Source organism: Citrobacter sp. BIDMC107 (assembly GCF_001037575.1).
Taxonomy (GTDB): Bacteria; Pseudomonadota; Gammaproteobacteria; order Enterobacterales; family Enterobacteriaceae; genus Citrobacter; species Citrobacter freundii.
Window position 1 is genome coordinate 13,552 of record NZ_KQ089848.1, and the last position, 13,048, is coordinate 26,599.

Sequence of the window (13,048 nt, forward strand, 5' to 3'; positions counted from 1 at the left end):
TAGTTCCGCATGTGTAATATATGCATATGAAGGGATATAGATAACCGCATAATATTTTCGCGTGTTAACTAATTACCATATATTTAACATTTAATTAAACAAATACAAACATAAATCGCAAGTAGAATGAACAATTATTATTCACCAATTTGTCTAAAGTATAGCCGGGTTTTATTTGTTTGTGATAAAACCCGGTTTTTTTTCAGGCGCGGCGCGTTGCCAGCCAACAAAGTAGCGAACCCGCGCAGACCATCAGTGCGCCCTGCCAGAAAGATAGCGAAAGCGGTGCACTGAGTAACACAGCAGCCAGTGCAGAAGAGAGCACAGGGGTAAAATAGGATCCTACGGCCATGATGGTCACGTTGCCATGCAAAATGCCAATATTCCACGCCGCATAGGCAAATCCTAACGTTAATGCCGCTGAGAACATTTTAATAGTCACCGAAGTGCTGAATATCATTTCTGGTTGCGGAGTCATAAAATAGTAAATCCACAAACTTGCGGCTGTTAGTAAAACGAACACGGTGATGCCGTTAAAGCCTTTTGCATATTTATTGGTCACCGTGCAATACGTTGCCCAGATAAAAGCGCCGAGAAAGGCGAGAAAATAGCTCAGCGGACTGCTGGCAACATTGCTGATAATTTCATCAAGGTTAAGACCGTTTTCACCACCCAATACCCAACAAACCCCGGTCAATGCGATAATTAATCCAGGGATTACCAACCAGGTTGTTTTTTGACCATTAAATAAAATAGCAAACAATATTGTCAAACTTGGCCAGAGATAATTGACCATACCGACTTCAATAGCCTGGTGACGAGTAGCCGCATAACCGAGAGCCAGCGCTAAACATATTTCATAGGTAACAAAAAGCACGCTACCAGCGATTAAATAACGCACAGGAATTTTTCTGATATTCGGAAAGCCGACGGTAAATATCAGCAACAGACCACTTAAGGAAAAAATCATTGCTGCGCCGCCCGCAGGACCCAGTCCTTCACTTACCCCACGCATGAGTCCGACCATCGTGCTCCAGAGCACGATGGCAATGAGCCCAATTAACGTTGCCTTTTGTTTTGTCATTCTGATTGTCTGTCCATGGTACTGGCAAAAATTTAAGCTGAAATTTATAGCACTTTTATACCGTAGCGCGCTAATTAATTGCCTTTCCCATACTCCCTTATGGGTACAAGAGTTAAACAAAGTGCACTATTTAGTAGCGGAACCGTTTCGTTATTGATTTGACGCAAAAAAAATATGGATATAGCTGATAGTTTCGTCGCGAAGTTGTACATGGCATCTTTCAGACTGCCGCGCTGGCGCAATTTGAGAGATTTCCTGTACGAACCCCTGCAAAAAAGAGGAAAGCAATGGACGTCAGCCGCAGACAATTTTTTAAAATCTGCGCGGGCGGTATGGCGGGAACTACAGTGGCCGCTTTGGGTTTTGCACCCAAAATGGCACTGGCTCAGGCGCGAAACTATAAGCTGTTACGCGCCAAAGAGATCCGAAACACCTGCACATACTGTTCCGTAGGTTGCGGGCTATTAATGTATAGCCTGGGAGATGGAGCAAAAAACGCCAAAGAGTCGATTTACCATATTGAAGGGGATCCGGATCATCCGGTGAGCCGCGGGGCATTATGTCCTAAGGGCGCTGGATTACTGGATTACGTGCACAGTGAAAACCGTCTGCGTTACCCGGAATATCGCGCCCCTGGTTCCGACAAATGGCAGCGTATCAGCTGGGATGAAGCATTCACCCGTATCGCGAAGCTGATGAAAACTGACCGTGACGCCAACTTTATTGAGAAGAATGAGCAGGGCGTAACGGTAAACCGCTGGCTTTCAACCGGGATGCTGTGTGCATCTGCGGCAAGTAATGAAACCGGTATGCTGACGCAAAAATTTGTGCGCTCACTCGGCATGCTGGCAGTAGACAACCAGGCGCGCGTCTGACACGGACCAACGGTAGCAAGTCTTGCTCCAACATTTGGTCGCGGTGCGATGACCAACCACTGGGTTGATATTAAAAACGCTAACGTCGTGATGGTGATGGGCGGTAACGCCGCTGAAGCACATCCGGTGGGATTCCGCTGGGCGATGGAAGCAAAAAACAACAATGATGCCACGCTGATTGTTGTTGACCCTCGTTTTACACGTACAGCTTCGGTGGCGGATATCTATGCGCCAATTCGTTCCGGCACGGACATTACGTTCCTGTCCGGCGTCTTGCTGTACCTGATTGAAAACAACAAAATCAACGCTGAATACGTTAAGCATTACACCAACGCCAGCCTGCTGGTGCGGGATGACTTTGCTTTCGAAGACGGTCTGTTCAGCGGTTATGACGCAAACAAACGCCAATATGATAAATCGTCCTGGAACTACCAGTTCGATGAAAACGGCTACGCGAAACGCGATGAAACGTTAAGCCATCCTCGCTGTGTCTGGAACCTGCTAAAACAGCACGTTTCCCGCTACACGCCGGATGTGGTGGAAAACATTTGTGGTACGCCGAAAGAAGACTTCCTGAAAGTCTGCGAAGTGCTGGCTTCCACCAGCGCAGCCGATCGCACCACCACGTTCCTGTATGCGTTGGGTTGGACTCAGCATACCGTCGGGGCACAGAACATCCGCACCATGGCGATGATCCAGTTGCTGCTCGGCAACATGGGGATGGCAGGTGGCGGTGTCAACGCCTTACGCGGTCACTCCAACATTCAGGGGTTAACCGATTTAGGTCTGCTCTCTACCAGCCTGCCGGGCTACCTGACGCTGCCGTCAGAGAAACAGACAGATCTGCAAACCTATCTGGCCGCGAACACGCCAAAAGCGACATTGGCCGATCAGGTTAACTACTGGGGCAACTATCCGAAGTTCTTCGTCAGCTTGATGAAATCTTTCTACGGCAATGCTGCACAGAAAGAAAACGACTGGGGCTTTGAGTGGCTGCCGAAGTGGGATCAGTCCTACGACGTCATCAAATACTTCAACATGATGGATAGCGGTAAAGTCACCGGCTACATCTGTCAGGGCTTTAACCCTGTTGCGTCCTTCCCGGACAAAAACAAAGTGGTGCAGAGCCTCAGCAAACTGAAGTATCTGGTGGTTATCGATCCGCTGGTGACCGAAACCTCAACGTTCTGGCAGAACCACGGCGAGTCAAACGACGTTGATCCTGCGTCGATTCAGACCGAAGTCTTCCGTTTGCCTTCTACCTGCTTTGCGGAAGAGGACGGCTCCATCGCCAACTCCGGCCGTTGGCTGCAGTGGCACTGGAAAGGTCAGGACGCACCGGGCGAAGCCCGCAACGACGGCGAAATTCTGGCCGGTATTTACCACCGTCTGCGAGACATGTATCGCACTGAAGGCGGTAAAGCTGTAGAACCCGTTCTGAAAATGAGCTGGAACTATAAGCAGCCGGACGAACCGCACTCAGAGGAAGTGGCGAAAGAGAACAACGGCTATGCGCTGGAAGATCTCTATGATGCCAACGGTGTACTGGTTGCGAAGAAAGGTCAGTTGCTCAACAGCTTTGCGTTGCTGCGCGATGATGGTTCTACGTCATCATCCTGCTGGATTTATACCGGTAGCTGGACCGAGCAGGGCAACCAGATGGCCAATCGCGATAACGCCGATCCGTCAGGTCTGGGTAATACGCTGGGCTGGGCCTGGGCATGGCCGCTGAACCGTCGCGTGCTGTATAACCGCGCTTCGGCGGATCCACAGGGTAAACCGTGGGATCCAAAACGCATGCTTATCCAGTGGAACGGTACGAAGTGGACGGGTAACGATATCCCGGACTTCAATACCGCGGCACCGGGCAGTGGCACCAATCCATTTATCATGCAGCCGGAAGGGCTGGGGCGTCTGTTTGCTATCGATAAGATGGCGGAAGGTCCGTTCCCGGAACACTACGAGCCGATGGAAACGCCGCTGGGTACTAACCCGCTGCACCCGAATGTGATCTCCAACCCGGCAGCGCGTCTGTACGAGGCGGATAAACTCCGTATGGGCACGAAACAGGACTTCCCGTACGTCGGGACGACCTATCGTCTGACCGAACATTTCCATACCTGGACCAAGCACGCATTGCTGAATGCGATTGCCCAGCCAGAGCAGTTTGTGGAAATCAGCGAAACGCTGGCGGCAGCAAAAGGGATCAACAACGGCGATCACGTGAAAGTTAGCAGTAAACGTGGATTTATTCGCGCAGTTGCCGTGGTGACCCGTCGTCTGCGTACCCTGAACGTCAACGGTCAGCAGGTTGAAACGGTTGGGATCCCAATCCACTGGGGCTTTGAAGGAGTCGCGCGTAAAGGCTTTATCGCCAACACCCTGACGCCGAATGTCGGTGATGCAAACTCGCAAACGCCGGAATACAAAGCGTTTTTAGTTAACATCGAGAAGGCGTAAGGGAGGCGAACATATGTCTATGGAAACGCAGGACATCATCAAACGGTCCGCAACAAACTCCATCACGCCGCCACCTCAGGCCCGTGATTACAAAGCCGAGGTCGCGAAGCTGATCGACGTTTCCACCTGTATAGGCTGCAAGGCCTGTCAGGTGGCATGCTCAGAGTGGAACGATATCCGCGATGAAGTTGGCCACTGCGTCGGGGTGTATGACAACCCCGCCGATCTCAGCGCCAAGTCCTGGACGGTGATGCGGTTTACCGAAACCGAACAGAACGGCAAGCTGGAATGGCTGATTCGTAAAGACGGCTGTATGCACTGTGAAGATCCGGGCTGCCTGAAGGCATGCCCGTCTGCCGGGGCAATCATCCAGTACGCCAACGGGATTGTCGATTTCCAGTCAGAACACTGTATTGGCTGCGGCTACTGTATTGCCGGGTGTCCATTTAATATTCCGCGCCTCAATAAAGAGGATAACCGCGTGTATAAATGTACGCTGTGTGTCGACCGGGTCAGCGTCGGGCAGGAACCTGCCTGCGTGAAGACCTGTCCGACCGGGGCAATACATTTCGGCACCAAGCAGGAAATGCTGGAAATGGGCGAACAGCGTGTGGCAAAACTGAAAGCACGCGGTTTCGAACACGCCGGTCTCTACAACCCGGAAGGTGTGGGTGGTACGCACGTTATGTACGTTCTGCATCATGCCAACCAGCCGGAGCTGTATCACGGCCTGCCGAAAGATCCGCAGATCGATACCTCTATCAATCTGTGGAAAGGGGCGCTGAAACCGCTGGCCGCTGCCGGATTTATCGCCACCTTCGCCGGGCTGATTTACCACTACATTGGTATCGGTCCGAATAAGGAAGTGGACGACGACGAGGAGGATCATCATGAGTAAGTCGAAAATGATTGTGCGCACGAAGTTTATCGACCGCGCCTGTCACTGGACGGTGGTGATCTGCTTCTTCCTGGTGGCGCTGTCTGGGATTTCGTTCTTCTTCCCGACTCTGCAATGGCTGACGCAAACCTTCGGTACGCCGCAGATGGGACGCATTTTGCACCCGTTCTTCGGCATACTGATCTTCGTCGCGCTAATGTTCATGTTTGTGCGCTTTGTGCACCACAACATCCCGGATAAAAAAGATATTCCGTGGCTGAAAAACATTGTGGAAGTGCTGAAAGGCAATGAACACAAAGTGGCGGATGTGGGCAAGTACAACGCCGGGCAGAAAATGATGTTCTGGTCGATCATGAGCATGATTTTCGTGCTGCTGATTACCGGTATTATTATCTGGCGTCCATACTTTGCACAGTTCTTCCCAATGCAGGTCGTGCGCTATAGCCTGCTGATCCATGCGGCGGCGGGGATTATCCTGATGCACGCCATCCTCATCCATATGTATATGGCATTCTGGGTGAAAGGTTCGATTAAAGGCATGGTTGAAGGGAAGGTGAGCCGTCGCTGGGCGAAGAAACATCACCCACGTTGGTATCGCGAAGTTGAAAGACAAGAAGCGAAAAAAGAGAGCGAGGAAGGGGTTAACTAATCCCTGATGTTCCCTCTACGCAATGGCGCTACATCGGTAGCGCCATTTTTTTGCCAAAAAAACGTCATGTTTCTGTCATATGCTGAACGTAAGGTGTTGTCTTTCCAATAATAGAAGAGTTAAAAGACAATGCATCTGGTGAAAAAACTACTCGCAATCAGCGTGTTTCTTTGTGCTTCAGCTCAGGCGCAGAACATCCTCGAATTTCCTCAGCCGGAGAATAACCCGGAAGAGTTTTATGCCGTAACCGAAATCCCGGCAGGTGGAATGATTAAATATGAAACCGACGCCAAAACCGGGTTTATCGTTGCCGATCGCTTCCAGTCAATGCCGGTTGCCTATCCCGCCAACTACGGTTCACTAACCCAGTCTTTAGCCGGTGACGGCGACCCGCTGGATGTTATCTTTTATACTCGTGCGCCGCTGGCCCCGGGGACGTTGATTAAGCTGCGCGCAATAGGCGTCCTGAAGATGATCGACGGCGGTGAAAAGGACGACAAAATTGTCGCCGTGCCGGCCAGTAAAATTGACCCCACTTATGACAACATCAAAGAATTGAGCGATCTGCCCAATATTGAAGTTCAACGTCTGGAATCTTTCTTCCGCGTGTACAAAGATCTGCCGGAAGGGCGCAAGAAGGTCGAATTAAACGGTTTCAACGACGCCGCTACGGCAAAGCAAGAGATCAAACAGGCCTGGGATGCCTGGAAAGAGAAAAAACCGCAGCAATAAATGGTATGCCGGATGGCAAAAGTTTATCCGGCATTTACTTTTATCACTGTACTGCCAGCTTACGCAGGCGTGAAATATCCACGCTTTTTTGGGCCTCTGCCAGACTCCAGGTAGTTTGCAGGTTTAACCACATTTCGGGTGAGCTGCCAATCACCACAGAGAGTTTAATCGCCATCTCAGGCGTTAGGGCTGCTTTCCCGGTTAATAGTCGACTTGCCGTTGAAGGTGCAATCTCCATAGCTCTGGCAAACTCGCGCAGGCTGACATTGAGTTCTTCCAGCGCTTCCTGAATGATATCCCCAGGACGGGGATGATTTGCCATCTTCATCAATGATAGTCCTCGTAGTCCAGTATGTACGCGTCGCCATTGACGAATTCAAACGTAATACGCCAGTTACCTGAAACAGTTATTGCCCATATGCCATCACGGTCACCTACCAGAGGATGTAGCTTATAACCGGGCATATTGATATCTGTAACCTTGCTTGCCGCATCAATAACGGCAAGCCTGTGTCGTAATCGTCGGACATGTTTCGCCATAACGCCTGATGTTCTTCCATGAAGAAACAAATCTCGCAATCCCTTGTGTCTGAAGTTCATGATCATCCGTATCATCCTTGTTCCTTCAAGAAGAACACTACCATTAATGTTCCGTGAAGCGCAACGCCAAGATTGCGATTTTTAAAATTGTGCGGCGAATGCGCTAAAAGAAAAAGGGAGAAGGGGAATATCTGGAAAGCGTCACGCAAGAATTGCCGGATGGCAGGCCTACACGCGCATTTTGCTGGTGTAGGCCGGATAAGCTTGCGCCATCCGGCAAAAAAGATTACTCCAGTTGTGAGTTCAGACGCTCAATCTCTTTACGCCATTGCGCCTGTAACAGCGGTTTTTGATGTTTCGGCTTGCGGGCGAGATCGTCGGCCAGACGCTGTTCCAGATCGAGGAGTTGTTCCAGCAATCCATCGCTGTCACAGCTTATTTCAGCTTTCGCTTCGACCACTGTTTTGGGAACGGTTATCTCCGCGGACGTTTCCCTAATACGCGCATTGACCGCCTCCAGATCGTGCCATTCACTGAGTTCGCCATTGTCGATTAACCAGAACCGGTTACAGCTTTGGCTGATAAGCTGCCGGTCGTGGCTGACCAGCAACACGCCGCCGTTATAGCTTTGTAGCGTTTCTGCCAGCGCCTCTTTACCTTCCATATCCAGATGGTTAGTCGGTTCATCGAGCATCAGCAGACTGTAGCGCGCAAGCGTCAGCCCCACAAACAGCAGCCGGGAGCGCTCACCACCGCTTAATGTACTGACCCTCTGCGTATGACGAATCCACGGAAAACCCGCGCTAATCAGCGCCATCTTGCGAATCTCTGGCTGCGGGGCAAACGCTTCCAGCGCGTCAAACAATGAATCGTTATCGGCAAGCTGATGCAGCGTCTGATCGTAATAGCCCAGCGTAACGCGCGGGTGCAACACCAGTGAAGGCGATGCCAGCTGTGATTGAAACTGTTGCCAGATAAGCCTTAACAGCGATGATTTCCCGCAACCATTACGCCCGACAATTGCCACGCGATCGCCGCTTTTTAACCGGATACCGGCAATGGAAAACAGTGTATCTGCGTCGGGAGCAGGGGCTACAGACAGATTGGTCATCTCCAGCAAACGATCTGCTCGCAGGGAATCACCCTGCAATGTTAGTGTCCACTGACTTCCTGCCGTCACTTCTGTCTGCACCTCTTTCAGGCGCTGCACCTGTTTTTCCATCTGCTTGGCCTTGCGGGAGAGATCTTCGTTGTCGTAGACCCGCCCCCAGGTTGCCAGCCGTTTGCCGCTGGCGGTAACCCGGTCTATCTCTTTTTGCTCAGCCTTGTGGCGCAGAGCATCGCTGACGTCTCTTTCTGCCAGCGCCTGACGTGCGGCGCTACAGGGCAGATCAAAGGCATGGAGAGTGCGATCGCGTAGGATCCACGTTCCGTGGGTCACCGCGTCCAGCAACTGCGGGTCGTGGGAAACCACCACAAAACTGCCAGACCAGTTCTGTAAGAACTGCTCCAACCACAGTAATGTTGGCAAATCCAGATGGTTACCCGGTTCATCCAGCAGCAGCAGGTCAGGATTACGCATCAATGCCCGCGCTAATAGCAAGCGTGTGTGCTGGCCACCGCTCAACGTTTGCGCTGTCAGAGATAAATTCTCTGGCGTGAAACCCATTTCGGCAAGCAGCGCTTCAACTCGCCATTGTTGAGCCGCACGCTCATGCTCAGGAAGTTGAGCGAGAACGGCTTCCTGCAGTGTAAGAGGCAATATATCGTCAGGTAGATGTTGTTCTACACGCGCGAGATGGCAGTGATTCGCTTGCGCGATTGCTCCACTGGTGGGCGAAATCGTGCCATCGAGCAGTTTTAACAGCGTGCTTTTGCCGCAGCCGTTGTAACCGATAAGCCCGATGCGGTCGCCTTTTTTCAGGGTAAAGGAAAGATCGTCGAATAGCGTGCCGAATGCCGTATCAACGTGTAAGGATTGTGCGGTTAGTAATGTGCTCATTGTTGCTTACTCAAGAGTTACAGGCGTGAAAACGCCTCGTCAAACATCGCTGACGATAACCCGGTAAGCCCGAGAGAAGGGGGTTTAGAAGTTAGCTTCGCTCAAGCAGAAGTTATCGCAGCACGATACCGATAACGCTTGAGCACTGGCGATCGCCAAAAGCATGTGAAACGATAAAACGTTCACAGTACAGCATAAGTATCCTCCTTTTGTTTTTCAGAGTGTTGATCGGTAGCGAAAGTGTAATCGCAAATTACACTTTCGCGCAAACTTTGCACGCCCGGCAGCAATGTGCCGCCGGGCAAACCGTCAGATAGAAGTACGACGGTAGTCGCGATATTCCGCCTGCCAGAAATTATCGTCAATAGCCTGTTGCAGCGCTTCAGCGGAGGTTTTCACCGCCACACCTTGCTGCTGGGCCATTTTACCGACGGCAAAGGCAATGGCACGAGAAACCGTCTGAATATCTTTCAATTCCGGTAGCACCAGTCCTTCACCGTTGAGCACCAGCGGTGAATACTGTGCCAGCGTTTCACTGGCCGACATCAGCATTTCATCAGTGATGCGCGACGCGCCAGAAGCAATCACGCCAAGGCCAATACCCGGGAAGATGTACGCATTATTACACTGCGCGATCGGGTAAGTTTTCTCTTTCCACAGTACCGGTGCAAACGGGCTACCGGTCGCAACCAGCGCGTTACCTTCGGTCCAGGCGATGATATCCTGCGGCGTGGCTTCTACACGAGAAGTCGGGTTAGACAGCGGCATGACGATCGGACGCGGACAATGCTTGTGCATTTCGCGGATGATCTCTTCGGTAAACAGACCAACCTGTCCGGAAACCCCGATCAGGATGTCAGGTTTAACGTTGCGGACCACATCGAGCAACGACAGGACATCTTCTTGTGTATCCCAGTGCTGCAGATTTTCGCGTTTTTGCACCAGTTTGGTCTGGAAGGAGAGCAGGTTCGGCATTTTGTCGGTTAACAGGCCGAAGCGATCGACCATGAATACGCGTTGACGCGCCGCTTCTTCGCTTAAACCTTCTCGCTGGATTTGCGCAATGATCTGCTCGGCGATCCCGCATCCGGCGGAACCCGCGCCGAGGAAGACGATGTTTTGTTCGCTCAGCTGGCTTCCGGCCGCGCGGCTAGCCGCAATCAGCGTACCGACGGTAACCGCCGCGGTGCCCTGAATATCGTCGTTAAATGAGCAAATTTCATCGCGATAACGGGTCAGCAGTGGCATAGCGTTTTTCTGGGCGAAATCTTCAAACTGCAACAGCACGTCCGGCCAGCGATGCTTCACGGCCTGGATGAATTCATCAACGAATTCGTAGTATTCATCATCAGTGATACGCGGATTGCGCCAGCCCATATACAGCGGATCGTTCAGCAGTTGCTGGTTGTTGGTTCCCACGTCCAGTACCACCGGAAGTGTATAGGCCGGGCTAATTCCGCCACATGCGGTATACAGCGACAGTTTACCGATTGGAATGCCCATCCCGCCGATCCCCTGATCGCCAAGACCTAAAATACGTTCGCCATCGGTGACAACGATGACCTTGATATTGTGGTTAGGGACGTTTTGCAGGATATCGTCCATATTGTGGCGGTTCTGATAAGAGATAAACACGCCGCGCGCACGACGATAAATCTCAGAGAAACGCTCACAGGCTGCGCCGACCGTTGGGGTATAGATAACTGGCATCATCTCATCCAGGTGATTATGCACCAGTCGATAAAACAGGGTTTCGTTGGTGTCCTGGATGTTGCGCAGGTAAATATGTTTGTCGATTTCGGTTTTGAAGCCCTGATATTGGATCCAGGCGCGTTCAGCCTGTTCTTCAATCGTTTCGACGACTTCCGGCAGTAACCCCAGCAGGTTGAAGTTACGGCGTTCTTCCACACTGAAGGCGCTCCCTTTATTCAGTAAAGGGAATTCCAGCAGTACCGGGCCAGCGTAAGGGATGTAAAGGGAACGCAGTTTTTTAGTTTCGTTTTCCATGTCACTCACTCTTTTTTGAATAACCGTCCCTGGCGCTCTTTATGATCGTATGTGGCCTGTCCGCCAGGGAAACGGGCGAAGTATAAAGCATTGTGAATGGGTTAAGGGGTTTTATAAGCAAAAACACCACTGCGGTTGCAATGGTGTTTATCTCGTTACTCAGTCAGACGTGCGAAAGGCTACTTGCCGTCAGCGCGGCGCTTTCTTCCAGTAGGATTGTTGACCACGTTGGTTTTGTCACCTTCGGTCACGATTTTACGTTGATTTGAGATTTTGTGGTCCAGTCCGAGAATATGACGGGCCTGACGGTTCGATTTCATTCTAACTCCTTAATCCTGTTACTGGTTTCAAGGGCGAGCCCGTATGAGAACGGACGAAATACAACCTGATATAAAGCCGATGTTCAACATAACGGCTTTCTGGATGGTCGGTCATTTTATCTGAAAGGTCAATGCTTAAGCGGCAAATGGGAACTATCCCGTATGTAACATGCTTTTTCCCGGGCGTCCTATACTAGTAACTCCGACGACAACACAGGAGAGCGGTAATGACTATCCATAAGAAAGGTCAGGCACACTGGGAAGGCGACATTAAGCGCGGCAAAGGCACTGTGTCGACCGAAAGTGGCGTGTTAAATCAGCAACCGTATGGGTTTAATACACGATTTGAAGGTGAGAAAGGCACCAATCCTGAAGAGTTGATTGGCGCGGCCCATGCAGCCTGCTTCTCGATGGCGCTTTCACTGATGTTGGGCGAAGCAGGGTTTACCCCAGATGCCATTGATACCACTGCCGATGTTTCTCTGGATAAGGTAGATGCCGGGTTTGCGATCACTAAAGTCGCGTTGCATAGTCAGGTGAGCGTGCCGGGGATAGACGCCGCCACGTTTGACGGCATCATCCAGAAAGCAAAAGCCGGATGCCCGGTATCTCAGGTTCTGAAAGCGGAAATAACGCTGGATTACAAACTGAAGTCTTAATAAAGTCGTGCCGGATGCGACGATGTCTTATCCGGCACCTGATGATGTTATTGCGCTACCCAACCGCCATCCATATTCCACGCTACGCCACGCACTTGCGCCGCACCGTCTGAACATAAGAATAACGCGAGATTCCCTAACTGCTCTGGGGTAACGAATTCGCGCGACGGCTGCTTTTCAGCCAGCAAGGCGTCACGGGCTGCCTCAGGCTCTGCGCCTTCGGCAATACGTTTATCGATCTGCTGCTGGACCAGCGGCGTTAGCACCCAGCCGGGACACAGCGCATTGCAGGTGATTTCCGTCTGCGCGGTTTCCAGCGCGATGGTCTTGGTTAATCCCACCACACCGTGCTTCGCTGCTACGTAGGCAGATTTCTCTTTTGAAGCCACCAGGCCGTGAACAGAAGCGATATTAATGATGCGCCCCCAGTTTCGCGCGCGCATACCGGGAAGCGCCAGACGCGTGGTGTGAAAAACGGAGGAGAGGTTAATCGCGATAATCGCGTTCCATTTATCAACCGGGAAGGTTTCTATCGGTGAAACATGCTGGATCCCGGCGTTATTGATAAGAATATCCACACCGCCGAATTCGCTCTCTGCATAGCGCATCATGTCGGCAATTTGCGCTTCATCGCTCAGATCCGCGCCATGATAGCCTGGCGTTTTGCCATACTGCGCAACAGCGTCTTTGGCAGCATCAACATCACCAAACCCGTTGAGGATCAGAGTGGCGCCAGCTTGCGCCAGCACCTGTGCGATACCTAATCCGATACCACTGGTCGAGCCGGTAACCAGGGCGGTTTTTCCCGTTAAGTTCATGATG

12 protein-coding genes are annotated in these 13,048 nt (G+C 51.5%); 5 read left to right on the forward strand and 7 right to left on the reverse strand.

From position 1 onward, the window contains the following. Positions 1-202: 202 nt before the first annotated feature. Entirely contained in the window at positions 203-1,084 is an 882-nt protein-coding gene (yddG, locus tag SK39_RS00055; protein WP_003020082.1) for an aromatic amino acid efflux DMT transporter YddG, read from the reverse strand. A gap of 287 nt (positions 1,085-1,371) precedes the next feature. On the opposite strand from yddG, the gene fdnG reads away from it, so the two are divergent. The 4 genes from fdnG (at position 1,372) to SK39_RS00080 (ending at position 6,698) form a co-directional block, all read left to right on the forward strand. After that, the gene (gene fdnG / locus SK39_RS00065; RefSeq protein WP_096890184.1) at positions 1,372-4,419 is read left to right on the forward strand and encodes a formate dehydrogenase-N subunit alpha; all 3,048 of its coding nucleotides are present in this window, start codon (positions 1,372-1,374) and stop codon (positions 4,417-4,419) included. Between the two features lie 13 nt (positions 4,420-4,432). Beyond that, positions 4,433-5,317, forward strand: coding sequence for a formate dehydrogenase N subunit beta (fdnH, locus tag SK39_RS00070; RefSeq protein WP_003833024.1), 885 nt, complete (start codon positions 4,433-4,435; stop codon positions 5,315-5,317). Continuing rightward, complete coding sequence (gene fdnI / locus SK39_RS00075; protein ID WP_003020054.1) at positions 5,310-5,966, forward strand: formate dehydrogenase-N subunit gamma; 657 nt, start codon at positions 5,310-5,312, stop codon at positions 5,964-5,966. The genes fdnH and fdnI overlap by 8 nt, the downstream gene beginning before the upstream one ends. Before the next feature lie 129 nt (positions 5,967-6,095). Next, positions 6,096-6,698, forward strand: coding sequence for an inorganic diphosphatase (locus tag SK39_RS00080; protein WP_032935729.1), 603 nt, complete (start codon positions 6,096-6,098; stop codon positions 6,696-6,698). Between the two features lie 43 nt (positions 6,699-6,741). Here SK39_RS00080 and SK39_RS00085 read toward each other — a convergent pair whose 3' ends face one another. From SK39_RS00085 to sra, 5 genes are all read right to left on the reverse strand, one after another. Beyond that, on the reverse strand, positions 6,742-7,026 hold the full coding sequence (locus tag SK39_RS00085) for a HigA family addiction module antitoxin (protein WP_003836231.1): 285 nt from the start codon (positions 7,024-7,026) through the stop codon (positions 6,742-6,744). Continuing rightward, positions 7,026-7,304 carry a type II toxin-antitoxin system RelE/ParE family toxin gene (locus tag SK39_RS00090; protein ID WP_032936429.1) on the reverse strand — a complete coding sequence of 93 codons (279 nt, stop codon included), beginning with the start codon at positions 7,302-7,304 and terminating at the stop codon, positions 7,026-7,028. Before SK39_RS00090 ends, SK39_RS00085 begins: the two co-directional genes overlap by 1 nt. Before the next feature lie 220 nt (positions 7,305-7,524). Then, complete coding sequence (locus tag SK39_RS00095) at positions 7,525-9,240, reverse strand: ABC-F family ATP-binding cassette domain-containing protein (protein WP_032935731.1); 1,716 nt, start codon at positions 9,238-9,240, stop codon at positions 7,525-7,527. 309 nt (positions 9,241-9,549) lie between these two features. Continuing rightward, a complete protein-coding gene (gene maeA / locus SK39_RS00100) occupies positions 9,550-11,247 on the reverse strand; it encodes a malate dehydrogenase (RefSeq protein WP_003020042.1) in 1,698 nt (565 codons plus the stop codon). Between the two features lie 179 nt (positions 11,248-11,426). Next, a complete protein-coding gene (sra, locus tag SK39_RS00105; protein WP_003020039.1) occupies positions 11,427-11,567 on the reverse strand; it encodes a stationary-phase-induced ribosome-associated protein in 141 nt (46 codons plus the stop codon). Positions 11,568-11,794: 227 nt separating this feature from the next. On the opposite strand from sra, the gene osmC reads away from it, so the two are divergent. After that, a complete protein-coding gene (gene osmC, locus SK39_RS00110) occupies positions 11,795-12,226 on the forward strand; it encodes a peroxiredoxin OsmC (protein WP_003020036.1) in 432 nt (143 codons plus the stop codon). Between the two features lie 47 nt (positions 12,227-12,273). On the opposite strand, the gene SK39_RS00115 is transcribed toward osmC, so the two are convergent. After that, positions 12,274-13,044: a 3-hydroxybutyrate dehydrogenase gene (locus SK39_RS00115; protein WP_003843689.1), complete on the reverse strand. Its 771-nt coding sequence runs from the start codon at positions 13,042-13,044 to the stop codon at positions 12,274-12,276. Between the last annotated feature and the right edge of the window lie 4 nt (positions 13,045-13,048).

Coding starts and splice junctions, on each gene's coding strand:
- yddG (WP_003020082.1), bottom strand. CDS start 1,084: ATGACAAAACAAAAGGCAACGTTAATTGGGCTCATTGCCATCGTGCTC.
- fdnH (WP_003833024.1), top strand. CDS start 4,433: ATGTCTATGGAAACGCAGGACATCATCAAACGGTCCGCAACAAACTCC.
- fdnI (WP_003020054.1), top strand. CDS start 5,310: ATGAGTAAGTCGAAAATGATTGTGCGCACGAAGTTTATCGACCGCGCC.
- SK39_RS00080 (WP_032935729.1), top strand. CDS start 6,096: ATGCATCTGGTGAAAAAACTACTCGCAATCAGCGTGTTTCTTTGTGCT.
- SK39_RS00085 (WP_003836231.1), bottom strand. CDS start 7,026: ATGAAGATGGCAAATCATCCCCGTCCTGGGGATATCATTCAGGAAGCG.
- SK39_RS00090 (WP_032936429.1), bottom strand. CDS start 7,304: ATGATCATGAACTTCAGACACAAGGGATTGCGAGATTTGTTTCTTCAT.
- SK39_RS00095 (WP_032935731.1), bottom strand. CDS start 9,240: ATGAGCACATTACTAACCGCACAATCCTTACACGTTGATACGGCATTC.
- maeA (WP_003020042.1), bottom strand. CDS start 11,247: ATGGAAAACGAAACTAAAAAACTGCGTTCCCTTTACATCCCTTACGCT.
- sra (WP_003020039.1), bottom strand. CDS start 11,567: ATGAAATCGAACCGTCAGGCCCGTCATATTCTCGGACTGGACCACAAA.
- osmC (WP_003020036.1), top strand. CDS start 11,795: ATGACTATCCATAAGAAAGGTCAGGCACACTGGGAAGGCGACATTAAG.
- SK39_RS00115 (WP_003843689.1), bottom strand. CDS start 13,044: ATGAACTTAACGGGAAAAACCGCCCTGGTTACCGGCTCGACCAGTGGT.